The sequence below is a fragment of the Ignavibacteriota bacterium genome, assembly GCA_019637995.1.
In the GTDB taxonomy this organism is placed as follows: domain Bacteria; phylum Bacteroidota; class Ignavibacteria; order Kapaibacteriales; family UBA2268; genus JANJTB01.
Genome location: JAHBUQ010000005.1, coordinates 1 through 24,077 on the forward strand (window position 1 = coordinate 1; position 24,077 = coordinate 24,077).

Sequence of the window (24,077 nt, forward strand, 5' to 3'; positions counted from 1 at the left end):
TGGCACTTCTTCTTCGGGAATAAAATTCATTAGTATTTCTCCTTTTCGATTACTTGTTGTTTAAATGTTCGAAAAATTTGTTATTCAAATCTTCAATTTTCTCATCATGTCTAAGTATTGACAATTTGTTTTCCTGATATTTTTCTTCCAATTCTTCTGAATATGCTTCCAAATTATTGACTTTATGCTTTATATCTGCGAAGATAGAACCTCTTTCTTCAGCTTCCAGTCTCATGGAACTGATTTTATTCCAAAGAAGCTGAATCTGATTGTTAGTGTTAAGGTTTTTCTCATCTTGCCTTGCCATAAAATCAAGCAACTTTGTTAAACTATCATTTAATTTATTAAATAATGCTTTTAATTCTACTATTGGTGCTTGCACTTGATTTTTTCCGTATTCCTTTCCAAGCCATCCAACAAGCAAAATGAGAATTCCTATTATTACTGTCAAAATCCAGAATGAACCATCAGAAAAATTCATGAAACTCCTTGATATATGTTCTGTGTACCAACCTGTAATGCAGCTACATATAAGCCGTTTTTAGATGAACGTACCGGGGACTTCTCTCCAAAATATAAGTAATACTTCTTTTGAAGAGTGTCCCGGGCAAGCTCATATCGTTTGATTATATCTTCATCTGATGTTAAATCACTTGATATCAAGAAGACAGTATAGATATCAATAAAATAAGGGTATATCTTGCCTACTTTCTGACCAGGATGCTCAGAGTGCCAAGTTACAAACATACAGCCATTGCTGTAAGATTTTGCCTGCTTTATCAATTCATCCATTGCATCGTCATTTTTAGGAAAACTTGTAATAGATATATACGGTTTTAAACCTGCAATCTCAAAAGCCTGCTCTAATAATTCCTTAATTTTATTTCTTTCTTCAAGAATCATAAGTCTTTAATCTTCTTTTGTTGAATACTTGAGTGTTTTCTTTTGATTTAATTAATTTAGATGGATTATTCGTTTTTCTTGTTAAACCTGGAATTTCATAATTCCCTTTGCGTACTCTTTCAAGTATACTCAAGACTGCTGAATGATGAGAATTGACTTCTTTCATCTCATCATCATCATACCTTCTTGAATATATTAACTGCCTAACAATTAAAAATTTCCATCTCTTTATTAAACTAAATGCTTTATCTCCTAATTCTTCATCAGTTTTGATATATGGGAATAAGTATCTGGTAGCCAACGCATTATCAACTTCGGCGTCTGCATCTGAGATGAATTCATTAACTAAATCCTCATTCACATCAGATAATCCGGCACTTGACATCAAGGGCTTTAATATCTCAATTGGTATGCGGTCAGCTATATATTGATAATTTATCGTTGACATCCTACACCTATAATTTAAATTTTGCTAATTCAATTTCAGCAAGTGTGTTGGCGGATACGTCCTGAGGAAGTACTGCTAATACAAAGTCTCCTGTTTGAACAGCAGCGATGGCATCTCCAGCTAAGTCTGATTTAAGTAGTGTACCAGCTGTCAATTGAGCCTTAATCATCATCAATGCAGTTCCGGCTGTTATTACACTGCCATCATCTCCATTGTTGAACGAATGCTCGGTTACGCCTGCCGCAAGTTCACCGTCTCCGGTTTTCTTGCCATCATAACCTACAAATTTGAAACGCCCTACATCCTCAGTAAACTTAATTGCACGCCTATTTAGCGGATTGTATGTTGGGTTAACCGACATTAGAATTTCTCCTTCTTGATGATGTTACATTTTTTACTTCTTCTTTTTCTTCAGCTAAAGCTGTTTCAGCTACAGTTCCGGCTTCAGCTCCTGAATTAGTTTCAGCTACAGTTCCGGCTTCAGCTCCTGAATTAGTTTCAGCTACATCAATATCATTGATGTATTCAATCAACTCAACCTGATGCTTTAACTTCCCAAAGTCGTATCGATCAAGTTCAACAATTTCTCCGGGAAAGTAAACTTTCTTGTTGATTTTGATTGAACCTGAAAGTATTTTTACTTTAAATATCTGATTACTCATTTATCTCACCTACAGTGCCATGAATACATAAACCTGCATCTTTTTGAGTGATATAGCTCTTGTACATAGTAAGTGTAGCGACATAGTTGATGATTCCATTCCGGTCCGTTGACCTTGCAGCCCATGGATAGCCTTTTTGTACAAAAGTTTTTCCAAAAGATTGGTCATATTGTGTAAGTTTTGCACCACCAATTTTCTTGTTGTATGCCATTACTACAACATCAGACCATAAATCTTTGTTCTCTGCGCTCGCTTTGTCTTCATACATACCAGAGCCAACACGTACAGTTACCTTGTGGTCTTTAGTTGAAAGCAATGTTTCAATTAAATCCTCTGTAACAATACCGATTTGAGTGTATTTAATTAACTCAAGAAGCTTCGGATGGTTCTGCAAAGCATTGAATGTTGGTTGTCCGAATACCATGATGTTCGGCTTGCGATTGATTTTCATCCTGATAGTTTCCATCGCATCACGAAGTATAGTGATAGGGTCAGATGAAGAGTCATTGAAATGCTCTCCTGCACCAAGTCCTAAGTAATGGTCATTAGAGTAAGTTGATGCTGAAGTTAAAAGCTCAACTGCTTTGTATTCTTTCTGCAATTCAATTGAATCCAGAATAGAATTCATGGCATACTTTTCTAAATCTAACACTTCTGATGAAGCTTCGATTTCGAGGTAATCCATAGCCGCTTCTAAACCAAAGCTCTCAAGCAAGAACTCCTTCATTGTCCAATCATCCAAAGGCATCTGCTTAATTGGAGATTTGAGAGGACGAGAAGTATCATTAATCCTCATGTGTTCATTACCAAAAATCGGGTACTTGCCTGACTGTTTGGCAACTCTTACTTCCGGTAAGATTAGATTGCTTACAAAATCCGAATTCTCGAATTTTTGTGCATACTCTGATAAAATTGGATCTTGTCCCAATTTAAGATTGTCAATTCTTTTAATTCCGAGTCCCATATTAGTTAGCCTCCTCTGAAATGATTGATTCAAGTGCCTCGATATAAGTCATATTCTTTGCCTTAGCAACTTCTAATGTCATGGTGTGAATAATTTTTCTATCTTCGGCGTTATTATAGTCCAATTCTCTGTCGTGAGTGGATGTGGTTGCTTGTGCCGGAATTGGCGCGTTCAGATTTGAAAGAGATGCTCTGGACTTAATCTCATCAATCTTTCTTTGGTATGGCGTCTTGCCTGCTACTAATGCATTTGCATCGTTATCAAATTGCTTTAACCAAAGCAATTCTTTAGTTAGAGCAAATTCATTTTCTGCATTATTTTCAGCAGGAAGTATTCTGTCTTTTAACTCAACTAAGTCAAGTTGGACCGCGTTCAAAATCTCCTTAGATTCAAATTCTGATATCTTTTGAGATTTTACTTCGACATCCCTACGTAATGATTCAACTGCTTCACTAAGTTGAAGATTCTTTGGTTTTAAATCTTCTAACTGAGTTCTCAAGTCCTCGATTTCACGGGATGCATTCTTATAATCTGCCTCTAAACCTGCATGCAATTTAGTCAGATTATTATACTCTTGCTCATAATTCATTTGCTTATGAACTCCTTCAATTGTGGAAAAATGGTTGTTTTTTAGATTAAAAAATTTTCTTGTCTGCTTATTATATGCCTGCATTGCTGCAAGTGCTTTAGTATTGTCGGTGTCGGATGGAACATAAATCTCATCAACAAAGCCCATCTCCAGACATTTATCAGCTGAGTGATACTTATCTTCAGTGATAATTTCCTCAATTCTATCCATAGACAAATTGGTTTTTCTTTGATAAGCAGTTTTGATTGACTCTTTCAATGTTGTTAGTTGTGATTTTACCTTGTCAAGGTCTTCTTCATTTCCCCAAGCCATTGTCCAAGGTTTATGAAATAGCATTAAAGCAGTTTCAGCTATCAGGACTCTCTTACCGGCACAAGCTATTACGGATGCGATTGATGATGCTTCTCCAATAATTTTGACTGTGGGGTCATATTCTGATAGTATGTTGTAAATTGTTAATCCCTCAAACACACTCCCGCCACCTGAGTTTATATATACAATTAGTTCATCACCTTTTTTATGATTGGCTAACTGTTTTCTAATACTTTTTGCAGAAACTGTTGAAGTATCATCATCATCCCAACCTGCTCCGATGTAGCCGAAAATATCAATTATCATAACTTTTACCTGATTTACAAAAACAACTTATACAAATGTAAATACTAAGTTATGCGAAAACACTTGCAAAAACGCATTGCAAAAACGCATGCAAAAACGCATTGCAAAAACGCATGCAAAAACGCATGCAAAAACGCATGCAAAAACGCATGCAAAAACGCATGCAAAAACGCATTGCAAAAACGCAAGTATTTTGACACACTTTTTTATCATTTTTGCTTTCAGTTTTTTTCTGAAACAATAATTGAAGGTATTATGAATTTAAATGAATTAAATAAACGTATCATTCCATTGCTCAATTCCAATGATATTAATCAGCAAAACATGCCTGCTGAAGAATTGAATAACTTTATCAACTATAAGATATTTCCACGTGAAATCCTGATAAAAGCAGATTGGAATTATAAAGAGGAAGATGAATTTACTTCCAAGCAACTTGTGAATAATCTTAAAAAAAATGGACAGATAGAGAATATTCATGTCCGTAAACTCAAAACAGGTTATTATGAAGTTGTTAATGGAAATCACAGACTTGATGCTTGTGATGTACTTGGCAAGGAGTTTATTATTGCTTATGATCATGGGAACATATCACTTGCTCAAGCTCAACTCATAGCTATTGAAACTAATGAAACAAAGTTCAAAGCTAATCAGGAGAAGTTAACACTGCTTATCCAGAATCTTAAGATTGAGATTCCAGAAGAAGATTTGAAACTTACGCTCCCTTATGATGAAGACTTTTTAAAAACATGTTTTGATTTTTCTAATGCAGAAACTATTAGTATTGAAAACAGAGATATTATCGAAGATGATTATGATGAATCACCTCCAGAAAAACCTCAAACTGTACCCGGTGATATTTATGAGTTTAATGGACATCGCTTGATGTGTGGTGATTCTACATCATCTGATGTTGATAGGTTGATGAACGGAGTAAAAGCTCACATGCTACATACAGACCCACCTTATAATGTAAAGTATGCCGAACTGAACGTTAAAAGAAGTGATACAGGAAAAGATTGGAGTGAACTATACTGTACTGATTGGAATGATGACATGTCTGATGCGGATTATAAAGCATTTCTAATTAATTTCATTAAGAATGCTAAAAAAAATATGATTGATTGGGCTCATTATTATATATGGCACGCGACTACTTATTACAGAGAACTTCTCGAAGCTATGGAAAAAAATGCTATTCCGTACGATAAAGTTCCTATTCAATGGGTTAAACAAGTAGCACCTCTAAGCTGGGTAAGGTATAAACGTCGAAATGAACCTTGTCTTTTTGGAGGTAAAGGAGCCGTAAATGGTAATGGAGAAGGTGCTCGCTGGTTCGGTCCGAACAATGAAGTAACTATATGGAATTATGACCGCGAACATAATGGTAAATATATCCATCCAACTCAAAAACCAGTAGGATTGCCTGCAAGAGCAATCTCCAATAGTTCACAACCAGGTGAAATAGTTCTTGAGTTATTTGGTGGCTCAGGATCTACTCTAATTGCCGCAGACCAACTAAAAAGAAAGTGCTATGTTATGGAATTATCGCCTGCTTTCTGTGATGCAATATTGAAAAGATATATCAAATATTGCTCTGAGAATAATATCGAAATACAGTTTTTTAAGAAAAATGACAAAGATTTTGATTACAATTCATTGGGTGGATAATGTCACCAGAACAAAAAAAAGCCATCAAAACCAAATATGAAAAAAAAATCGAATTGGTTTACCCTGAATGGGAAAGGCAAACAAAAGAAACGCCCCTTAGTTTTGAAGCATTCAAAATATATCGGGATATGGGTCCCGTGAGGTCTTTATCAGCCGTAGCTCAAAAATTATCAAGGGGGAATCTAAGAAGTAAATATCAAGGGATACTTATCTGGAGTTATAAGTTCAAATGGAATGAAAGAATAGCTGCATATCAAAGATATATGGACTCCATCTATCTTGAGGAAACTAAGAATGCTGTTAAGGAGATGGCACACAGGCACGCGGAGTACGCTAAACAAACGATGCAATCTCTGTATGTTCCTATATTGGAATTCGCTAAAAAGTATAATCTTATTAACGATATGAAAAGAACTGCGGCAAGAGAAGGAATTCGGTTTACTAATACAGATGCTGACCTCGATAATATGACTTTATCTGAATTACTAACTCTTGTTCATAAATCTGCACCACTTATCAATACAATGGCTGATATGGAAAGGAAAGCACGCGGCGAACCTACTCAAATTGCAGCTAATGATATTACTTCAAATGGCGGAGCTATTAAAGCTGATATTAAAGTTGTTATAAATGGTAGTAAATCAACGATTTTGAAGGAGTACGAAAATAATCACTGAAATTCAAATGGATGCATCTCCGGTTTACTTGGCTAATCTGGAAGCTTATTATGACGACAAATATAAGATAATTGTTAATCAGGGTGGTACACGATCAGGGAAAACTTACTCTATTATGCAGTTCCTTATTATGTTGGGATATAATGCATCCTCAAGTCTTGAAATTTCAGTTGTTTCTCATACACTACCACATATTAAGAAAGGTGTAAAGAGAGATTTCGAGAAGATTACTCAAAGTATCGGTATCTTCGAAGATAAAAAGTTTAATAAAACTGACTTGGTTTATCGCTTTACACCAGAAACCTATATGGAGTTCTTCTCAGCTGATGACGGAAACAAGCTGAGAGGAACTTCACGTGATATTCTATTTATCAATGAAGCAAACCTACTAACTTACGATGAGTGGAAACAACTTCTGATGAGAACAAGAGGTAAAATCTTCATTGATTATAATCCAAGTGAAGAATATCACTGGATATATGATTATGTCCTTACAAGGGAGGATGTAAAGTTTATTAAATCCACTTATCTTGATAATTATGATTACTTGCCAATTGAGCAAATTGAAGAGATTGAAAGATTAAAAGATGAAGACAATAATTATTGGCAAATTTATGGACTCGGTGAAGTTGCTCAAGCCACTAATCTAATTTATCCCAAATTTCAGGTTATTGATACTTATTGGGATGGTGACGCTATTTATGGTCTTGACTTTGGATTTAACAATCAGACAGCGTTAGTCAAAATGATCCGCAGAGATAGAGAGCTTTTTCTTTCAGAATTAATTTATGAAAGCCATCTTACAAACTCCGATTTAATTCAAAAACTTAAATATTTCAAAATTGGACATAGTTTTATTTATGCAGATGCTCAAGAACCACAACGTATTGAAGAAATTTATCGAGCAGGTTTTAATATCCATAAAGCTGATAAAGCGGTCAAACCGGGGATTGATTTTGTCAAAAGATTTAAATTGAATGTCCATTGCGAAAGTACTAACATAATCAAAGAACTAAAATCTTATAAATGGAAAGAGGACCGCAACGGAAATATCCTTGATGAGCCGGTGAAGTTCAATGACCATTTAGCGGATGGCATAAGATATGGAGTATTTACTCACGGACAGAAATATTGGATCAACGCTCAATCAGCATTTCCAAGTAGTATCCAGTCAATTAAAGAAAATTCTATTAGAAATAAATTAAAATCATTTTAAGGAAATTGTATGATGCAATCAAAAAAATTCTTTGCAGCTGTTAAGGCAAGCAAAAACTTAACCGAAAGAATACCAACTTTCGAAGATTTTTATAGAGGTTTGCTGGACTTGCTGCCTAATCCAAGTAAACTAATTAAAGAGCAAGGTTATAAAATATTTGCAGAAACATCCGCTGATTCTACAGTACGCGGTGCTATGAATACTGTGTTTGAAGGTGTAGGCTCTCTGGAATGGGAAATAGTAAAAAATGAAGCTTCAGATAAAGAGATTGAATTAGCTTATTCAACCATCGAAAAACTAATCAAAAATAATCTGATTAAGCAAATTCTTAGAGCTATTTTCTACGGATTTAATCCCCTCAATATCATTTGGCAGTTCGATAAAAATACTTATTCTATCGATAAAATTATTGAGATGCCTCACGATGCAATAGTATTCGACAAGGACCGGAAACCCCGAATTTTAACATCAATACTTAGTTCTTCAGGTGTCGAACCTGATCCTTACAGATTTATTCTACCTACTTATGATGATAATTATCAAAATCCTTATGGTACAGGACTATTCCTGAATTGCTACAAACACGTTTTTATAAAAAATAATATCCTTGACTTCTGGACAGTTTTTGCTGAAGATTATGGAAGCCCTGGCGTAATGGGTCACTTTACTCAACAAGCATCTACAATCTTTAATATGAATCCTGAAGAGTTTGTGGCATACTTTTATAATAAATTGTCTGAGATGAGGCAAAGTAAAGTGATTGTAACACCGGAAGGTACAGAAATCAAGCCCATTCCTGCAGGGACTTTAAGCTCAGCAGATATTTATAAGGGTTTACTTGAATATTGCAAAGGTGAAATTACAAGCATTATACTCGGTCATGAATCAGCAACACGCTCAACTTCAGGCAAACTTGGAAATGAAGATATGGCTATGTCATCCAAGGTCGACAGAATTGAGTCATATACAGAATATTTGACTTATTACATCAATGAACTTCTTAAATGGCAACATGATTTGAATTTTCCGGGTGAGCACTTTTGTGAAATCAGGTTTTTTGAAAAAGATGATATTCAAAAATATACTGAAAAAGCTATCTTAGCAAGAGAACTTACTCAAATCGGAGTGGAATTTAATGAAGATTATATTGAAAATGAGTTCAATATTGACAAAAAATTCTTTAAATTAAATCAAGTCAAACAGATTAAAGAACCTCCAATCAGCAATAACTCTCAAATTGTTGACAGGTTCTTTGCAAAAAGTAAAGGACTTGATAAGCAATCGGATATCCTTGATGATTTTACGGACTTTGTTTTAAATTCAGATGAGTTTGCAAACATAAAAGAAGATACATTGAATTTGATTGTTAGCGAAATCAATAAGTATGATTCTTATGAAAAGATGCTCGATAATATCTATGATATTTTTGATAAATTGGATATTGATAACAAGAAAGAACTTGTGACAAAGTTTATGATGATAAGTGCAATTTATGGATATAATAACGAGGCTAAAAATGGCTGAGATAACTTTAGATAATCTGAAGTTTGCCTTTTCAAAAGATCCAACCGAAATTATTGAGTACTTTAAAAGCTTGGGAGTGGTGCTTGATGATGAATGGGATGATTACTATGAGCAATTTCAAACTAAAGCTTTCAAAGTTGCAGGCATAAATAATGCTCAACACCTTGTTGATGCGAAGGAGCTGATCGAAGAAGCTATCACAAAAGGTACAGACCTCAAAGTTTTTAAAGAAACCTTAAAGTATGGTCTTGATTTAAGAGGATGGCACGCTGATTTAGTTGTTACTCAAAATATTTCAAATGCATATAATGCAGGACGTTACTATCAGCAAATTGATGACCCTGATGACGATTTCCCTTATCTCAGACCTGTAGTTATGATGGATAAAAAAACTACTGACATCTGCCAATGGCTTGGAAATCAAAGTATTGTTCTTAAAGTTAAAGATCCCAAATTGAATAATATGTACTCTCCAAGGCACTTCCGTTGCAGGGTCGTTTATTTTGCTATATCTGAAAAACAAAGGCAAAGATTAGGTTTAACAGTAAAAAATGTTGAAGATATTCCTGAAAAATACTGGAATAAAAAGGAATTCAGAAATTTACCTTCTGATGATTTTAATCCGGATTTGTCAAACTTCCCTAAAGAGCTACAGGAGAAATTATCATGGAAATAAGACTGCAACTTGAAGAATATCAGCTCGCAGTTGCGGATTTAATAAAGGATATCAACTTTTTACCTTTCTATAAAAACGTAGGAAAAATTCTGCTTGATGCCGTTTATACAAACTTTGAAACTGATGGTGCTTATTTCCAAAGAGGTACACCGTGGATGCCGCTGGCTAAAAGTACAATTCGTGTAAGAGAAAGACTTGGTTTTACTCCAATTAATATCTTAAGAAGAAGAGCCGGAGATGCTGGTCTGCTCGGCTCTATTAATTTTACAGCAAATAATAACTATGTCGAAATCGGTACAAATGTTTTCTATGCGGAGTATCTTCACTTTGGTGTACCAGGGCGTATGCCGGCAAGACCTATTTTTCCTGAAAATGAATTCCCTTCAGAAGTTATTGAAGATATAGCTGATGCTTTTAATAAATTAATTAAAAGGCACTTTCAAATAAAATAGGGGAGCAGGTGCTCCCCCTTTTTTTATTCCCATGCTCTTTTTGTAAAATATCCAAGTTGTGAACCTTCTACCAAATAAATCGCTTCTGAATATTCTCCTTCCTCATCTTGCCAAATACTCTCAATGGAATATTCAAAAGGCCAGTTTGGTTGATGTGCGATTCTAACTTCCATGTCTAAGTCAAAATCCTGTAATGTTTCGATTAATTCAGCTACTGTCATCTTTGTAAATCCTTTAAAAATAAGTTATTTAATAGTTGCTCAAAAATTCTATGTCTAATGTGCAACTATTAATTTTAACACGCAAGTAATTAGTTGAAAAATAAGCTATTTAGTAAAAACTTTATTTAATTTTTTCAACTATTTCAGGCGCAATTATTGATACGTTGAAAAAATCTTGTAAATACTTGAAATATAATGCAATTAGTTAAAAAATTACTTGCGTGTGTAAGATAATAACCTTACTTTAGCAGTGTAATTAATTGTTAACTTATTTATTTTAAAGGATTTAGAGATGAAAGACTTAAACTACAAAACAACATTAGAATGGACTTGGAAAAACGATGATGACCAAGAATGCTATTCAGAGGTTTTGGTTGAAATCGACTACTGTGCAGAAACAGGACAGAACAACTTTTACAATGGAGACCCTGCTTTTTTATCAATCGAAGTTTTAAAAACAACTGGTGATGAGATGGACGAGTATGAAGAACAAGAGGTAATTAAGCACATCGAAAAAAATATCGACGACTATTTGTAAAAACAAATATTCGAAAAAAAAGCAAAGCCCAAATGAATGGGCTTTTGCTCGTTGCTTTATCTCATACTCAAAAGTCTTGGTATATCTCTAGGTGGTCGGTTTATCTCCTGAGCAATTTTAATTCTCTCTCTTTTACTATACTTTTCTGCCGGATACTTCTTTCTCAAATATCTAACCAGCAACCCCTCCATATTTTTTATCTTTTGGATTGATAGCGATATTCCATCAAAATGCATCAACAACAATTTTGTGATGTCCATTCCGGCTGCTTCTGCTATCATTTTCGTATCACCGGATAGGTCTTCAAATGTCAGATATTCTAAAATATCTGCAAAGCGTTCTTTCATACTAACCTCTTTATTTTATAGGGAAATATTTTCATATTTATAAAACTATGTAATTATATCACATTATCGAGATGTTAAAGATTCTTAAAAATGTCTTTCACTTTGTCAAAAGTATCCGTCCAAAAAGCAATTCCACCATGTTCTCTGATTTTTTTCATATTTATCTGTTGTAATGTACTTGGTGTCTCACCTCGCTTCTTAACTTCAATCGAATAAAACCTGCCACGATAGCAACCAATAATATCAAGGGTACCTGATTCATTCGCTACTATAACTTTCTTAACATAGCTGATTTTTCGTAAATATTCCATAATCAATTTCTGCTCTTTACTTTCAAGACGCATTTATAAAATCCTTTTTGAAGTAATGCAATGTATAATCTTTTTTATTTAATACTGCTTGATAAACTTTCTCTTCGATACCATTTTCAATCATCAACCAATGAACCAATGGTGGCTTATCTCTTTTAAAATCTTGTAGGCGTGCTCTGGCTTGCCAATATTGAAGTGCACTAAAATCAATATTATAAAAAATTAGAATATCAGCTGATGCCAAATTGACGCCCATCGAACCGGATTGTATTTGGCAAATAAAAACGGTTTCTGGCTCTTGGTTGAACTTTTCAGGGCTATCCGTAGAATTAGGCATTAACTTCTTTAAAACCTCACCTTCCGCAATGAATTTGTAGAATATTGCAATTTTTTGACCCTTGTAATAATTCTTAATCCACTCCGCTTTGCTTATATCTATCACTTTATATTTATCATCTTCGGTTTTGACTGTACCGGAATAAACTTGGTGTATTTTAGTTTGCAGTTTGACAGCACTATCACATATCACCTCAGAACCATCTTTAAACTGATAATATTTTTCCTTCTTTAATATCTTAACCATTTTTTTTACATTATCGGATACAGGTATTTTTATAATCTTTTCAAGTACTTCATTTTGACTAAACCCGGCATCTGATTGAGTAAATCTGACAAAATATTTTTCAAGCACTTGCATTACTTTGTCTTTATTGCAATCTTTGTAATCTCTAAATCTTAATCCACCACGCGTCACCTCTTTAACATTTACAAACTCTTTTGCAAACTGATAAAAATTTGATTGCTCAAAAGGACTGTTAGCCGATATTGCGAACTGATGATATAGTTGACTGTAACTTTCCGGACTCGGAGTACCGGACATTAAAATAAGTTTAGCACCGGGATTGTTCTTAAGAATATCTTTCAATATTTTAGTACGCTCTGACGGTTTTGGATAGGCACCAAGTCCATGAGCCTCATCACAGATTATAACATCTGAAGATGCTTTACTATGATTTTTTAACTGCTCATAATTGATTATATTGATGTAAAAGTTAAATCCAAATTTCTCATAGTCGTTGCATATTGATGCAAGAGCTTTTTTCTTGCTTACCAATAGCACATTCTGAGCTCCTGCAAGTTCTGCTGTCTTAAGTGCAATTAATGTTTTGCCGACACGCATTTCGATTGCGTAATAAACGATTCCGAAAAGCTGAAGAATTTCGTTTCCCTTTTTAGCCAACTTTAATTGATAATCTCTTAATTCCATCATGCCACCTTGTAAATATGATTTGAAGCCCGAATTTCACTGGTATTTGAAATATATCCTTCATATTCAGCTTTAAAAACCTCATTTAACATTTTTGTTACATTTTCCGGTGTGTCTGCAAGAGCATACTCTTTCAGCATTATATCAATTAAATCACTTTCCTTTATGGTTTGATCCTTAATTCTTTCCAACCATAATTGCACTATACCCTGTTCAAGAGGTTTCTTACACTCCTTATATGCCTGAACAGTAGATTTCTTTTTATCCTTAATTGAATCTTCAATTATAGCAGCTCTCTCCTCAGCAAGTTCAGCCTCCGCAGATAGAGAAAAAGATTTCACTTTGTTTTGTTTATCTATCAGCAAGTTTACTTGATCCAGCTTTAATTTAAACTCAGATATTTTATCCTCAAAGCCTATTTGCATATAAGCTTCCAGAGCATCGGATAATTCAGTTCTTCTCTTAAGCAAAACGTCCATAGATTCAGCATTCACGCAGTCATCAGAGACTTCCTTCTTTTTGGAATTATCAATTTCTTTGACAATTTTTTTAACATTCATAGCGACTACCTATATTTTTTGACATTATAACGCAATTTTGTAAATTGGTGTACAGTTGTGCATTTTTTGAAAGTGTACACCGACTTTGTTTGATTTTAAAAGAGTTACGAAGATTTTTAAATTTGGTGTACACTTTGGCAATTTTGAAAGTGTACACCGTAACCAATTTAGTTATAAAACAGTTCCAAAGATGTGTACAGGTGTACACTTTGATTTGGACTTTTCTATTTATAAAATTTATAATTTCGCTATATTCTGCATCATTCATATTATACCTTTTTTTTTATTATTTATATTTTTTTTTCCTGCGAAAGTTACTAAAAAATAGAATAAAAGTGTACACTACTTTGTAAATGCTAAATAAAGCAAAGGGTTACGGTGTACACTTTTGAAAATGCCAAAGTGTACACCGAAAATGAAAATCTTTGTAAGTGCTAAATTAAACAAGAAGTTACGGTGTACACTTTTGAAATTTTTACAAGTGTACACCAAGGCTCCAAAGTGTACACCGTTTGTAGAATAATCATAAAATTGCTGATTAAAAATTTTCACGATAGCACCTAACAGATAAATAAAAAAGATGTTTATAAAAATCAAAAAAAAACATCCCGAAAAATTCTCACTATTTTTTGAAGTGACGATTTTATGATTTTCACTATAAGTAAGTGAGAAAAATTTTACATCATTGTCACTATTTAAAAACGCAAAAAATGCGTTATGTGGAATAATTACACAAAAACAATTGTCACTTAAAATAAGTGAGAAGTGAAAAAACCTCACTTCAAAAAATAGTGAGAAACTCATCTTGTCTAAGAAGATTGTGTACATATTGCTTAAAATCCTAAATTATCATCATAATTAACATCAACATCTTCAGAATTGGATTTAGTAATTTCCCAAAACTTTCTTCTATCATCTCTAAGAGAATTCATACCGGCAATAAAATCAATATTTTTAAAAGTCAGATAATCATTAAACCACTTAGTAGTTCTTGTTTGAGTAGTAGCATTCTTTCCGGAGGGACCATACATTTTATTTTTATTCGTAAAATCCTCATATAATTTTTCTCGATAAATTTTATCTTTATTGCTGATAGATTCAATCAATTCATCAGCAAACTCAATAAAAGCTTCAGGCATTTTCGTTAAGAGTTTTCTTTCTGACAGGTTCATAGGTTCATAAGGAATCAATCCCTGGTTAAGATAAACCATAGTGCAGGACATCATAAAACTATAGAACAAATCCCATTCTTTAGAATCTTTATCCCACCCTTCATTAAAAAAGAAATTTCCGAATTCGTGTGATGGTTGATATTCAGCATCGAAATAGTCACTATATTCAATTTCAAATTTTCTTGCTTTATGAGAATCCGAGTCATTGGACAGGACCGCATTCGTGCTGATTAAGAATTTTGGAGATTTTTCATAAGGAATAATGACTGGTTTCTGTCCTTTTTGAGTAATAGAAATACCTTCCGTAAGGTCGGAGAATAATTTTTCAAAATTAAAATTTCTTTCAACATCATCAAAGTAAATAATCTGAGTATCCGGATCAACAGTTTGATAAAAGAAAGGCGAATTAAAATCAATATTTTTACCGTTAAAGAGCACTTGTTTTCTAAGTTTTCCAATCGCTTTAGCAGTCAGTCCTTTTCCTGTCCGTCCATTTGATTCATCTCCTTTAGCAATTTTCTCTTCGCATAGTATAACGGCTTTCGTAACAGTAGGGTCTTTAAAAGTATGCAACATATATCCAATGGCTGATATAAGCGAATAGAACCTTTTATCATCGACAGTTCTATCGTGTCTTTGTTGTTCCGGGTGTGTTTTTGGTGAGCATACTTTTTTAAGAAACAATTCGAATTGCCCGACATCATTTGAATCATCTTCATTATCATTAAGATTAATAAAGATATTATTGATAGGTTTATCGATAATTTGTTCTTTCCAAATAAATCCGTTTAATTCAGTATATTTAAATAAGTAATAATTATCTTTAGTAATTTTGACAACACTATTTTCAAAGAAGAAATAAGCTTCATTTTTCGAATCAAAGACAAACTCTTCCTCAATAGCCGAGAGCATTCTTAAGAACTGTTTAGAGCCGAGATTATTAATTTGGTTTAAGAACACTTCCATTAGGTCATTTCTATTAAACATCTGAGAAACCCTGTATGGAAAAGCTTTAATTTCATTTTTAATGAAGTCAATAATTCTCTCTTCAGTAATCATCTCAACAATATTATCAGTCACTTGCACCAGAATAGAAGTTTTCTTATCAAGCCAATGCTTTCTATATCCTCTGTCTTCGAGGTATTCAATCATTTTGGTTTTATTGATTTTCAGGACATAATCAGATTTATCATTTGAGGGGTTATCTTTATCCTGTTTAACTTTTGATTGTTCGAACCAGAATCTATGAATTCTTTGAATATTGGCTTGTTCAAAAAAGTCATTTTCATTAAAAACATCATCATCAACATCTTCAGCAATATCAACATCAACATTTTCATTATCATCTTTAACGAGTCTTCCTTTTTTTGAAATACTTAATCTTGAATGCAGTTTTTTCTTATCGAATCCATTTTGAGCTGCATAATAAATAACAGATGCGATAGTAGGTCTTTTAGAGCGATGTCTGACTTTATAAAGAGTCCCTTGTTTCGTATCCGGTGACCAATTTTCGATAAGTCTAACAGCTGTTGACTCATTAAAATAATTTCCAATTGCAGATACAATTTTGCCCCAATCCTCATAAGCCATTTGCGATGGGATATATGAGAGCATGTCGGCAACTTGACTTTCAGTAAGTTTTTCGTTAGAATATCTCTCATTGTAATGTGCATAGGATTTTTCAATTTGAATATCTGCATCTGATGGAATTGACAAAATATTATTCAGCTCGCTGATAGACAATTGATTTCCGAAGACATAATAAGTAGCGTTAGTATTTCCAAAGAAAAGCCTGTCAAAATTTGAGCATTGAGAATCGCCATGGTATTTTTCAATAAAAACAGAGACAATTTCTTTATATTTGCTTGGCTCATAAATAATTTCAGGTAGCAGAAAAACAATTCTGAATTTATGATGTTTATCCGAGTGTGATGCTGTAGTATATGCAAGGAGTGCATTCTCATGGTACCATGGATCTTCCATAATAGCATCCCAGGATAAATACCCTTCATCATAAGTTTTACATCTTTTAACTTTCTTAACCGGATCAATAATATCGTTATCAACATCAACAGATAGTAGCTGAGCATGGGAGATGTCTGATACTTTAGGTTTTTTGGTACCAACATCCGGCTTTATAACACCTTGAGAATAAGCATAACCATTTAGAATATGTTGCATCAATTGTTGTGGAGTAAAAGTAGCATTTACCCATCCAAAAGCTCTTATATCGCCTTTATTGATAATTTTATTATTAATAGACAGTTCAAATTTCATATAAATCTCAGTAAAAAGTCAACTAATATTTGTTATTAATATAATTAAACACAAAAGCAAGAATCAGTGCAATTGGAAACGCAGCAATCAGGGTGTATCTTACATCAATAGCACCTATGCCGGCAATCAAAACAAGAGCAAGTGAAAATATAATCAGTTTAAGACTATACTTGCGGATTACTCTTGGAGGAGCAAGGAACATTTTATCTGTGTCCCTGACATCTTCAATTGATTCGCAGCCTATAGTGTTCGTGGCGTGGTTATCATAGGTTACATTTATATAATAAAAATCAAAATTTATACTATTGACTTTATACCATTTGCCATTATGGAGCACTTCAGTATTTGCACTCCAACTAATTTCATCAAATTCTTGTTTAGTCATTTTTCAACTCTCCTTTATTTTTTTTGACATATTCAATTAATAAGTAAATTATATTATTTAAATATGAAAATTTACAAGTAAATAAAAAATCAATTTTATCCAAGCTGTTATTTTTGACGTGTTCAAGAGCGTCATCAAGCTCGCCTTCAGTTAAAGTCAGGTCAAAATCATCTGCTAATTTTAACCATAGCTCATTTCTTGTCATTTCTCACCCTCCTTTTTGCTGTTCGAGTTCTTCGTTTAATTTTTTACTTAGCTTAATTAAATTCTCTTTTGTAAATAGCATCTCTACATTAACAGACACGACGCCTGATACATTGATAGAAATTACATAAGGTTTTCCTTTATTCCTTTTTGATACTGACAACCGCCCGTTATCAGTTATTCTAACTATGTCCATTTTTCTTCCTCCATTTAGCTCAACCTTTTGGGAGCTGGTTTAAAAAATTACGTATAACTGCTCTTCCTAACAACTTTTTCAAGTCTGACAAACTCACGAGGGAAATTTGGACTTCCGGCGTTATACCTTCCAACCATAGACATTGCACATTGGGCGGCATCATCACCGGCAGTACCATACTTGCGAAGTTCTTTTGAAGTAAAGATTTCTTCGAGTATTGTACCGTCAAAATCTTTAGTAATAAGTTTATATTTCATTTTATTCTCCAAACAAATTTTCTTGATTATTATTAGTTAGTTTATAAAATAGGTGATAATTTGCCAAATTACAGCGATGAAAAGTAAACAATAAACCGTTCATTTCTATATAATCATAATAATAAACGCACTTATTGTTTAACCTTCTTAAGCCCGATTTCAAATCAAAATTATGTAGAAGTGAGTAGTCAATAATTTGAAAATAATTATAAATTTCACCACTTTGGAAAATGATATTTCTTGACTTCTCAACAAACTTTTTGAACCTTACAATTCTATCAGAATGATTTATTTTAATTTCCTGCATAATACTAATATTCAATTCACCTGCATACATCTTAATCATTTTTCATTCTCCTTAAATTTAGCTCCGTCTGGAGCTGGTTAATAAAAAGTGACACGGGCAGGACTCTAACCAACTGAACTACCGTGCCATCCGTATTTTAGCACGCACTCGCTTTAATGTTAAATCCTTTTCTATTTAAAAGAAGAACAAGAGCATCCGCTATTCCGAATCCATATTCATTTGCATCGCCGTACCATTTTGTATCGAATATGTAATCATCGCTTTCAGCCAAAGGTTCTGCTTTTTTGTACATTGCTTCATCTGCAAAAACATCCCAACTGTCATTATCTATTATAATAATGCAATTTGAATTTTGCTCTATTAAATCTGCTAAATCTTTTGCGGTTTTTTCCATTATAATTCTCCTTATTAAAAGCCCCAGCCATCGGAGCTGGTTAATAATTTGCGTATAACTTCACTTAATTAAATGTTGTACGCATTGCGTTAAGCGGACGTTATGGGCAATTAATTTTACGAGCCACCGATCCCAATGAACAGCAGTCACGCCACCCTTTGACTTTTCCGTCAGGTGTAGATACTTCTCCCAAGGAGACATAAGTAGGGCCGTTGCAAGCTATCTCATAAGCGCGGAATACTTTGCCATTTGCCTCCTTTCGAAAGTGTCGAAAGCCAGTCAATTCTCCGTCCCATTCAGGGTGGCGAGAGAAGCCTAATTCAATTAAAGTCTGTTCGTTCTGCATATCTTCTGTTCTCTACCTTCTACTATATCAGTGGGCTTTAGTGCTTCTAATCCGTAAAGCCAGAAGCCTGTTTTTTTAGTTTCTCCGTGTCCAAATTGCCACGGCTGTATGTAATTGGGCTTCGGGAAATTGCCCATCTTATTTAATACACCTACTGGGTTTTCCAACGCCACACGCTCACATACGCTTGTTGCTTTATCCCAAAGTTTCTGAGTCCATTTAACCGCTTCAACTCTCTCATGGTGTCTTGGTTGCCCCACGCCATACCACCGATTACCAGATACAGCCATTGCGGTGCAAGGTGGGTGTAGTATAATCAAGTCCCATTTTTTAAGGTCAATAGCTTTAAATATATCCATCTGGTAATGATGTTCTGGCTCCCCACCACTGCATTCTTGTAAGTCACAGCTATAAGCATTATGGCCAATTTCCCTAAGTGCTTTCATTACCGTCTGGCTTTCCTCACATCCTACCAAAATGTCCAACGCACAAAAACGGTTGGTAACACCATATAAAGGTAATTGGGGGTTAGTATCAATTTGTTTCTGCATATCTCTTATTTAAGTTAATCGGTTACGGTAGCCAGGTGTTTCAAATCCCCAACTACCCTTATATTTTCCGTTGTATGCTATGCTAAAAAATCCCACGATAATGACAGTTGGTACAAAACCCTTCTTCTGTTATCATTTGACCATATGTGCCTTTAAATTCACATTTTGGACAGTTTTTCCAAAATGGTTTAATTGCCTCCTCGTGTGAAACACCGCATTCTTGACAATAATATTCACCGAATTTAATCACAAAACCATGATTACATTTCCCCATAAATTTAGCTCCGTCTGGAGCTTCTATAAAACATTTAAACATGATTACATTTCCCCTTAAATTTAGCTCCGTCGGGAGCTGGTTAATAAAATAATTTATTTAGTTTCCAATTCGGTATATTACTTTCAACATCTATCATATCTTCAAAAACAGAATCAGTACACCAGTGCCCACAGCTAAATTTATAAATGTATCCGTCTATTTTTTCAAGTAAGAATATTTGATTATGACCTGGATATTTGTATTTTTTCTTTTTTTTAATCATAATTCCGAACCCTTTTAAAAAGCCCCCGCCGTTGCGAGTGTCGAGGGCTTATTGTTATAAACTTTGCAAAATAATATCTACTTTTTTAACATCTTTGTTGAAAAAAAATTAGTTATTTGTTGCTGGAGTGGTCTTTCCAGCCTTGCCGTCCATTCTCTCCGGCTGTCAGGGTTAGTCATAGAGTTGCTTAAATGACATCGTTTAACGTGTTTATCCCTCACGTGATTAATTATTGATACCTTTAAATCATAATTGCCTCCTTTCCAATTTTCAAAGAACGTATTTGTAAACACATTATAAATCATACAATTGCAACGATAATTATATCTAATGTAAGGTTATAATATGATACAGGCAAGCTATAAATCATTTTTTTTAGTGAAAAGAGAATCTTCCGGCATTTCTTCTTCAGCCAAAATTTCATTAGTAACAATATCTTTTGTAAAGATTACCCCTGCTTCATAATCCGGTTCTCTATAAGCCGTATGAGTTCTTTTTACTACACCTGAATTATAAATTACTGACTGCTTAAGTCTCTGAGATTCCAATTCGGATATCTGTTTTTTATAATAAGCGGCAGTATTTTTCAGGCTTGTTAATTCCGACTGAAAGCCCTTGATCTCCATGTCGTATGCTACAATTTTTTCAGCCAATTCTCTTTTTTCATCATCATCAAGCCTGTGCTCAACATCAAAAGAGAAAGATTTCTCGTCATTTGAAGAACTATCCTTAGCTTCTGATGAGTCATCCAAGTTCTCTAAAGCATCATCGGTCAAATCCTCAATATCGAGTTCATCATCAAGTTCATCAAAGAAGTCATCATCAATTACTCCGTCTCCATTAATTCCCATTGGGATTATATTTGCATTAGTAGTTTCCATTAAATTTCTCCTTTTAAAATTTGGTGAATAATTTGTTTAGTATCAGGTGCAAAATTTGAACGTAGCATCCATTCCAGGTAATCTTTATGATTAGCAGCAGGTTTATCTTTGTTATTTCCGAAAGTAAAGACCACAACACCATCATCATTATAGGTGAACTTCCCTGAAATATCAAGAATTTCTTTATTATTACTGCTTATCAGAGCAATTTCCTTTTTGTCTTTCAATCCATATCTGTCTAACTGAGCTTTAAACACTTCAATAGTAGCTTCGACATCGGCGCCTGCTTGATGAGCATTTTCCAATTCTTTATTGCAATAAAACTTATAAGCAGCTTCCAGCGTTCTCTTCTCAAAATGAGTAAAGATTGAGTATGAATCATAGAGCCTTATTGATTTGTAGTCAAGCAAAAAGCCTGCATCCTTTAATTCGCGGTAAAGAAAAGGAATATCAAATTTAATAGCATTATATCCTGCTAAATCGCATTTATCAATAAATTGAAAAATGTTTTTTGCAATGTCTTTAAAAGATGGAGCATTATTGACATCTTTGTCTGTGATGCCGTGAACATCTGAAGCTGCTTTAGGAATTGGTATACCCGGATTAATTCTGTATTCCAAAATTTTATTATCAGGTAATTTTTTTAGATAAATCTCAACAATTTTATCATTATTTAAATCAGTACCTGTAGTCTCAATATCAAAAAAAACTATCATAGAATCACCTTCATTTTATTAAATAACCTGTTAAAATCTTTGTCATATTCAATCAATTCTTCAGCTCTTTTTATTGAAGAATAGATAGTTGAGCGGTCTCTTTTCATTAATTTTGATATTTGACTTTCAGACAAACCAACATTACGCTTTAAGAAATAACAAGCAAGATGTCGAATATCCGATGTTTGCCTCCGTCTATCATCTAAATGCAGCTTATCCATGCTGTCAATGTTGTTGACTTTCAATAAATTATCAAGTATTTGCTCAACGCCCATGACTTTCTCCGTGAATAAAATTATTCACTACGCATTTGCCAAAAAGTTGATTATAAAACAATGGGTGATTTTTAGGATTAGGATTATACTGAACATCCAGTCTTTTTTTGATTTTCGGTCTTTTATATGACCTCATATATTTAGCTTGTTTGGACCGGAAGCAATCTAAGCAAGTAATTCTATTTTTCATATGCTTTTCAGGTTTCACCTGGTCGCATTTTAGGCATTTCATTTTGATCCTCTTTTAATTGATTAAACAGCATTCCTTGTTGCATAAAGGCATAGTTAATATCATCACCGAATTTCTCTTCAATAATATCTTCAGTGAGTTCAGTAGTTCCATTTAGTAAATCAATTTCACTCACAATATGCTTTACTCGAAAGCAAAAAGCAACTTTAGCAGGAGTATCAATTATTCCAACATGTTTCAAGATATCCACAGCAATATTGAAGTTGTGAAATCTATCATTATCTACAGCATACTCATCAGCTTTATATGAAAGAACCATCTTCCTTTTAAGTAGTTGTTTATCTAAGAATTCATTAAATACATTATTCGTCATATTTATCCCTTACAATCAGCACTTTGCACTGCCTCAGGTAAATGAGGGGGGAATATCAAATAATCCTGAGGCTTGTGCAAAGAGAATTAGTTATTAAAATTGTTCAACTTCTTCAACGAATGAATCTTCATGAACTTCTACTTGCTTGACACTTCTAATTTTGGCATTAATAGCCTCAACCAATTTCTGAGTCCATTCCATTCTTGCTTTAGTGGAGTACATTTGATTGCCTTGAGCATCCAATACCGGCTCACCTTCAGCAATCAGTGGTGTAATTTTAGGCATCTCGTCAACATTAAATTTCCATCTTAAATCTTCGCCATTAGCCTTCATCCAGAGTTTGGTTTTTCCATCTTTCATGTAAGGATAAAGTTCAATTGTCGAATTAAAATCCGTAAGTGAAGCAATGCAGTTAATAAAGGATTGAAAGAGAATACCATCATATTTAGTAGACCAGATATGATTCACACCATCATCTTCAAACATTACATTCCAGTTTTTGATTTTATTCAATTTTCCATTAAATTGCACTTCAGATTCTCTGAAATCAATTTGAATTAATTTCCCTTTGAAAAAATCGTGGATAGTTGGTTCATCATCTCTGTTATAAACATGTATCTTACCATCTTTAATTTTGAAGTAAGACATCGGTGTGCGGTTACCATAACCCATAATAAATCTCCTTAAGATTATTAATAAAGTGAATAATTATTTTAGAACAAGTGATTCTTTTTGATAAATTTTCAGTCCGGTGATTTCACGTTTTCCGGCAGTAATAGCATCTTTTATTTTTCGTTCGTCAATAGTTAAGTATTCTCTTGGTATGACAGATTCATCAATTACATCGTAGGTCCAAGTAAGTCTGATTGAGGAAGATTTGGTTGATATTTGAGCTTGGTGTTCTTGTTCTTTTAGTTCTACAAGAACCTGAGCAGTATCACTCTCGTCAATTTTCCCTTCTAAAGCTTTCGCTTTGAGTTCTTCTTCAATTCTTTTCCTTTCTTCTTCAATTCTGCGAGCTTCAGCTTCTCTTTCTTCTTGAAGTTTCTTTTCATAAGAAAGTATTTGGCTTCTCAATCCGTTCATTGCTTTATTCAAATCATTTGTGATTGATTTTGCAAAGTCGTCAATCTTCTTTTTCTCAGCCAGTATTGGTGCAGTAATCTCCTTACGTTTATCTTCGATAAGGGTCTCCACTTTCTTAGCTGTTTTAGCAAGGTTTTTAGCAGTTTCGAGAGACTCATTTGAATTGATTACAATTCTTTGGCAATTTGATGTAAGCTTAGCGATTTGTTCTTTAGCATCATTAAATTTTGCCATTGCTGTTAGTGTCATTGATTCTAACGCATTCATTTGTTTTTTTTCTCCTA

34 protein-coding genes are annotated in these 24,077 nt (G+C 33.8%); 7 read left to right on the forward strand and 27 right to left on the reverse strand.

Features of this window, described 5'->3' with window-relative positions; all coding sequences use genetic code 11:
• Positions 1–49: 49 nt before the first annotated feature.
• The 7 genes from KF896_15600 to KF896_15630 are packed head-to-tail and all read right to left on the reverse strand — an operon-like array spanning position 50 to position 4,184.
• The gene (locus tag KF896_15600; GenBank protein MBX3045136.1) at positions 50–481 is read right to left on the reverse strand and encodes a hypothetical protein; all 432 of its coding nucleotides are present in this window, start codon (positions 479–481) and stop codon (positions 50–52) included.
• Positions 478–903 carry a hypothetical protein gene (locus tag KF896_15605; GenBank protein MBX3045137.1) on the reverse strand — a complete coding sequence of 142 codons (426 nt, stop codon included), beginning with the start codon at positions 901–903 and terminating at the stop codon, positions 478–480. The genes KF896_15600 and KF896_15605 overlap by 4 nt, the downstream gene beginning before the upstream one ends.
• Entirely contained in the window at positions 893–1,351 is a 459-nt protein-coding gene (locus tag KF896_15610) for a DUF1320 family protein (protein ID MBX3045138.1), read from the reverse strand. The genes KF896_15605 and KF896_15610 overlap by 11 nt, the downstream gene beginning before the upstream one ends.
• A gap of 7 nt (positions 1,352–1,358) precedes the next feature.
• Positions 1,359–1,712, reverse strand: a complete 354-nt coding sequence (locus KF896_15615; protein MBX3045139.1) for a hypothetical protein — start codon at positions 1,710–1,712, stop codon at positions 1,359–1,361.
• Positions 1,702–2,013 (reverse strand): hypothetical protein, encoded by a 312-nt coding sequence (locus KF896_15620; GenBank protein MBX3045140.1) that lies wholly within the window; start codon positions 2,011–2,013, stop codon positions 1,702–1,704. The genes KF896_15615 and KF896_15620 overlap by 11 nt, the downstream gene beginning before the upstream one ends.
• Positions 2,006–2,977, reverse strand: a complete 972-nt coding sequence (locus tag KF896_15625) for a major capsid protein (protein ID MBX3045141.1) — start codon at positions 2,975–2,977, stop codon at positions 2,006–2,008. The genes KF896_15620 and KF896_15625 overlap by 8 nt, the downstream gene beginning before the upstream one ends.
• Position 2,978: 1 nt before the next feature.
• On the reverse strand, positions 2,979–4,184 hold the full coding sequence (locus tag KF896_15630; protein ID MBX3045142.1) for an ATP-dependent Clp protease proteolytic subunit: 1,206 nt from the start codon (positions 4,182–4,184) through the stop codon (positions 2,979–2,981).
• 255 nt (positions 4,185–4,439) lie between these two features.
• On the opposite strand from KF896_15630, the gene KF896_15635 reads away from it, so the two are divergent.
• Genes KF896_15635 through KF896_15660 form a run of 6 tightly spaced genes read left to right on the forward strand, consistent with a single transcriptional unit; the run spans position 4,440 to position 10,400 of the window.
• Positions 4,440–5,855 carry a DNA modification methylase gene (locus tag KF896_15635; protein ID MBX3045143.1) on the forward strand — a complete coding sequence of 472 codons (1,416 nt, stop codon included), beginning with the start codon at positions 4,440–4,442 and terminating at the stop codon, positions 5,853–5,855.
• Positions 5,855–6,532 carry a hypothetical protein gene (locus KF896_15640; GenBank protein MBX3045144.1) on the forward strand — a complete coding sequence of 226 codons (678 nt, stop codon included), beginning with the start codon at positions 5,855–5,857 and terminating at the stop codon, positions 6,530–6,532. The genes KF896_15635 and KF896_15640 overlap by 1 nt, the downstream gene beginning before the upstream one ends.
• A gap of 7 nt (positions 6,533–6,539) precedes the next feature.
• Positions 6,540–7,748 carry a PBSX family phage terminase large subunit gene (locus KF896_15645; GenBank protein ID MBX3045145.1) on the forward strand — a complete coding sequence of 403 codons (1,209 nt, stop codon included), beginning with the start codon at positions 6,540–6,542 and terminating at the stop codon, positions 7,746–7,748.
• Positions 7,749–7,757: 9 nt separating this feature from the next.
• Positions 7,758–9,272, forward strand: coding sequence for a DUF935 family protein (locus tag KF896_15650; GenBank protein ID MBX3045146.1), 1,515 nt, complete (start codon positions 7,758–7,760; stop codon positions 9,270–9,272).
• On the forward strand, positions 9,265–9,948 hold the full coding sequence (locus KF896_15655; GenBank protein MBX3045147.1) for a hypothetical protein: 684 nt from the start codon (positions 9,265–9,267) through the stop codon (positions 9,946–9,948). Before KF896_15650 ends, KF896_15655 begins: the two co-directional genes overlap by 8 nt.
• Positions 9,939–10,400: a phage virion morphogenesis protein gene (locus KF896_15660; protein MBX3045148.1), complete on the forward strand. Its 462-nt coding sequence runs from the start codon at positions 9,939–9,941 to the stop codon at positions 10,398–10,400. Before KF896_15655 ends, KF896_15660 begins: the two co-directional genes overlap by 10 nt.
• Positions 10,401–10,423: 23 nt before the next feature.
• Here the strand turns inward: KF896_15660 and KF896_15665 are convergent, their stop codons facing one another.
• Positions 10,424–10,621, reverse strand: coding sequence for a hypothetical protein (locus KF896_15665; GenBank protein ID MBX3045149.1), 198 nt, complete (start codon positions 10,619–10,621; stop codon positions 10,424–10,426).
• 292 nt (positions 10,622–10,913) lie between these two features.
• Between KF896_15665 and KF896_15670 the strand changes: the two genes are divergently transcribed.
• Entirely contained in the window at positions 10,914–11,159 is a 246-nt protein-coding gene (locus tag KF896_15670) for a hypothetical protein (GenBank protein ID MBX3045150.1), read from the forward strand.
• Positions 11,160–11,215: 56 nt separating this feature from the next.
• On the opposite strand, the gene KF896_15675 is transcribed toward KF896_15670, so the two are convergent.
• From KF896_15675 to KF896_15765, 19 genes are all read right to left on the reverse strand, one after another.
• Entirely contained in the window at positions 11,216–11,506 is a 291-nt protein-coding gene (locus KF896_15675) for a hypothetical protein (GenBank protein ID MBX3045151.1), read from the reverse strand.
• 74 nt (positions 11,507–11,580) lie between these two features.
• Positions 11,581–11,850: a VRR-NUC domain-containing protein gene (locus tag KF896_15680; GenBank protein ID MBX3045152.1), complete on the reverse strand. Its 270-nt coding sequence runs from the start codon at positions 11,848–11,850 to the stop codon at positions 11,581–11,583.
• On the reverse strand, positions 11,840–13,084 hold the full coding sequence (locus tag KF896_15685; GenBank protein ID MBX3045153.1) for a DEAD/DEAH box helicase: 1,245 nt from the start codon (positions 13,082–13,084) through the stop codon (positions 11,840–11,842). The genes KF896_15680 and KF896_15685 overlap by 11 nt, the downstream gene beginning before the upstream one ends.
• Positions 13,084–13,644 (reverse strand): hypothetical protein, encoded by a 561-nt coding sequence (locus KF896_15690; GenBank protein ID MBX3045154.1) that lies wholly within the window; start codon positions 13,642–13,644, stop codon positions 13,084–13,086. Before KF896_15690 ends, KF896_15685 begins: the two co-directional genes overlap by 1 nt.
• A gap of 833 nt (positions 13,645–14,477) precedes the next feature.
• Complete coding sequence (locus tag KF896_15695; protein MBX3045155.1) at positions 14,478–17,093, reverse strand: hypothetical protein; 2,616 nt, start codon at positions 17,091–17,093, stop codon at positions 14,478–14,480.
• A 22-nt stretch (positions 17,094–17,115) separates the two neighbouring features.
• Complete coding sequence (locus tag KF896_15700; GenBank protein MBX3045156.1) at positions 17,116–17,478, reverse strand: hypothetical protein; 363 nt, start codon at positions 17,476–17,478, stop codon at positions 17,116–17,118.
• A complete protein-coding gene (locus KF896_15705) occupies positions 17,471–17,683 on the reverse strand; it encodes a hypothetical protein (GenBank protein ID MBX3045157.1) in 213 nt (70 codons plus the stop codon). The genes KF896_15700 and KF896_15705 overlap by 8 nt, the downstream gene beginning before the upstream one ends.
• Positions 17,684–17,686: 3 nt before the next feature.
• Entirely contained in the window at positions 17,687–17,878 is a 192-nt protein-coding gene (locus tag KF896_15710) for a hypothetical protein (GenBank protein MBX3045158.1), read from the reverse strand.
• 47 nt (positions 17,879–17,925) lie between these two features.
• Positions 17,926–18,135, reverse strand: a complete 210-nt coding sequence (locus tag KF896_15715; GenBank protein MBX3045159.1) for a hypothetical protein — start codon at positions 18,133–18,135, stop codon at positions 17,926–17,928.
• A gap of 1 nt (position 18,136) precedes the next feature.
• The gene (locus tag KF896_15720) at positions 18,137–18,481 is read right to left on the reverse strand and encodes a hypothetical protein (GenBank protein MBX3045160.1); all 345 of its coding nucleotides are present in this window, start codon (positions 18,479–18,481) and stop codon (positions 18,137–18,139) included.
• 97 nt (positions 18,482–18,578) lie between these two features.
• On the reverse strand, positions 18,579–18,836 hold the full coding sequence (locus tag KF896_15725) for a hypothetical protein (protein ID MBX3045161.1): 258 nt from the start codon (positions 18,834–18,836) through the stop codon (positions 18,579–18,581).
• 324 nt (positions 18,837–19,160) lie between these two features.
• Positions 19,161–19,628: a DNA cytosine methyltransferase gene (locus KF896_15730; GenBank protein ID MBX3045162.1), complete on the reverse strand. Its 468-nt coding sequence runs from the start codon at positions 19,626–19,628 to the stop codon at positions 19,161–19,163.
• A gap of 1,003 nt (positions 19,629–20,631) precedes the next feature.
• Complete coding sequence (locus KF896_15735) at positions 20,632–21,153, reverse strand: hypothetical protein (protein ID MBX3045163.1); 522 nt, start codon at positions 21,151–21,153, stop codon at positions 20,632–20,634.
• Complete coding sequence (locus KF896_15740; protein MBX3045164.1) at positions 21,153–21,869, reverse strand: 3'-5' exonuclease; 717 nt, start codon at positions 21,867–21,869, stop codon at positions 21,153–21,155. The genes KF896_15735 and KF896_15740 overlap by 1 nt, the downstream gene beginning before the upstream one ends.
• Positions 21,866–22,144, reverse strand: a complete 279-nt coding sequence (locus KF896_15745) for a hypothetical protein (GenBank protein MBX3045165.1) — start codon at positions 22,142–22,144, stop codon at positions 21,866–21,868. Before KF896_15745 ends, KF896_15740 begins: the two co-directional genes overlap by 4 nt.
• Positions 22,134–22,376 carry a hypothetical protein gene (locus tag KF896_15750; protein ID MBX3045166.1) on the reverse strand — a complete coding sequence of 81 codons (243 nt, stop codon included), beginning with the start codon at positions 22,374–22,376 and terminating at the stop codon, positions 22,134–22,136. The genes KF896_15745 and KF896_15750 overlap by 11 nt, the downstream gene beginning before the upstream one ends.
• Positions 22,342–22,707, reverse strand: coding sequence for a hypothetical protein (locus tag KF896_15755; protein ID MBX3045167.1), 366 nt, complete (start codon positions 22,705–22,707; stop codon positions 22,342–22,344). The genes KF896_15750 and KF896_15755 overlap by 35 nt, the downstream gene beginning before the upstream one ends.
• A gap of 93 nt (positions 22,708–22,800) precedes the next feature.
• Positions 22,801–23,379: a hypothetical protein gene (locus KF896_15760; protein ID MBX3045168.1), complete on the reverse strand. Its 579-nt coding sequence runs from the start codon at positions 23,377–23,379 to the stop codon at positions 22,801–22,803.
• A gap of 36 nt (positions 23,380–23,415) precedes the next feature.
• Complete coding sequence (locus KF896_15765) at positions 23,416–24,060, reverse strand: hypothetical protein (GenBank protein MBX3045169.1); 645 nt, start codon at positions 24,058–24,060, stop codon at positions 23,416–23,418.
• Positions 24,061–24,077: the final 17 nt, after the last annotated feature.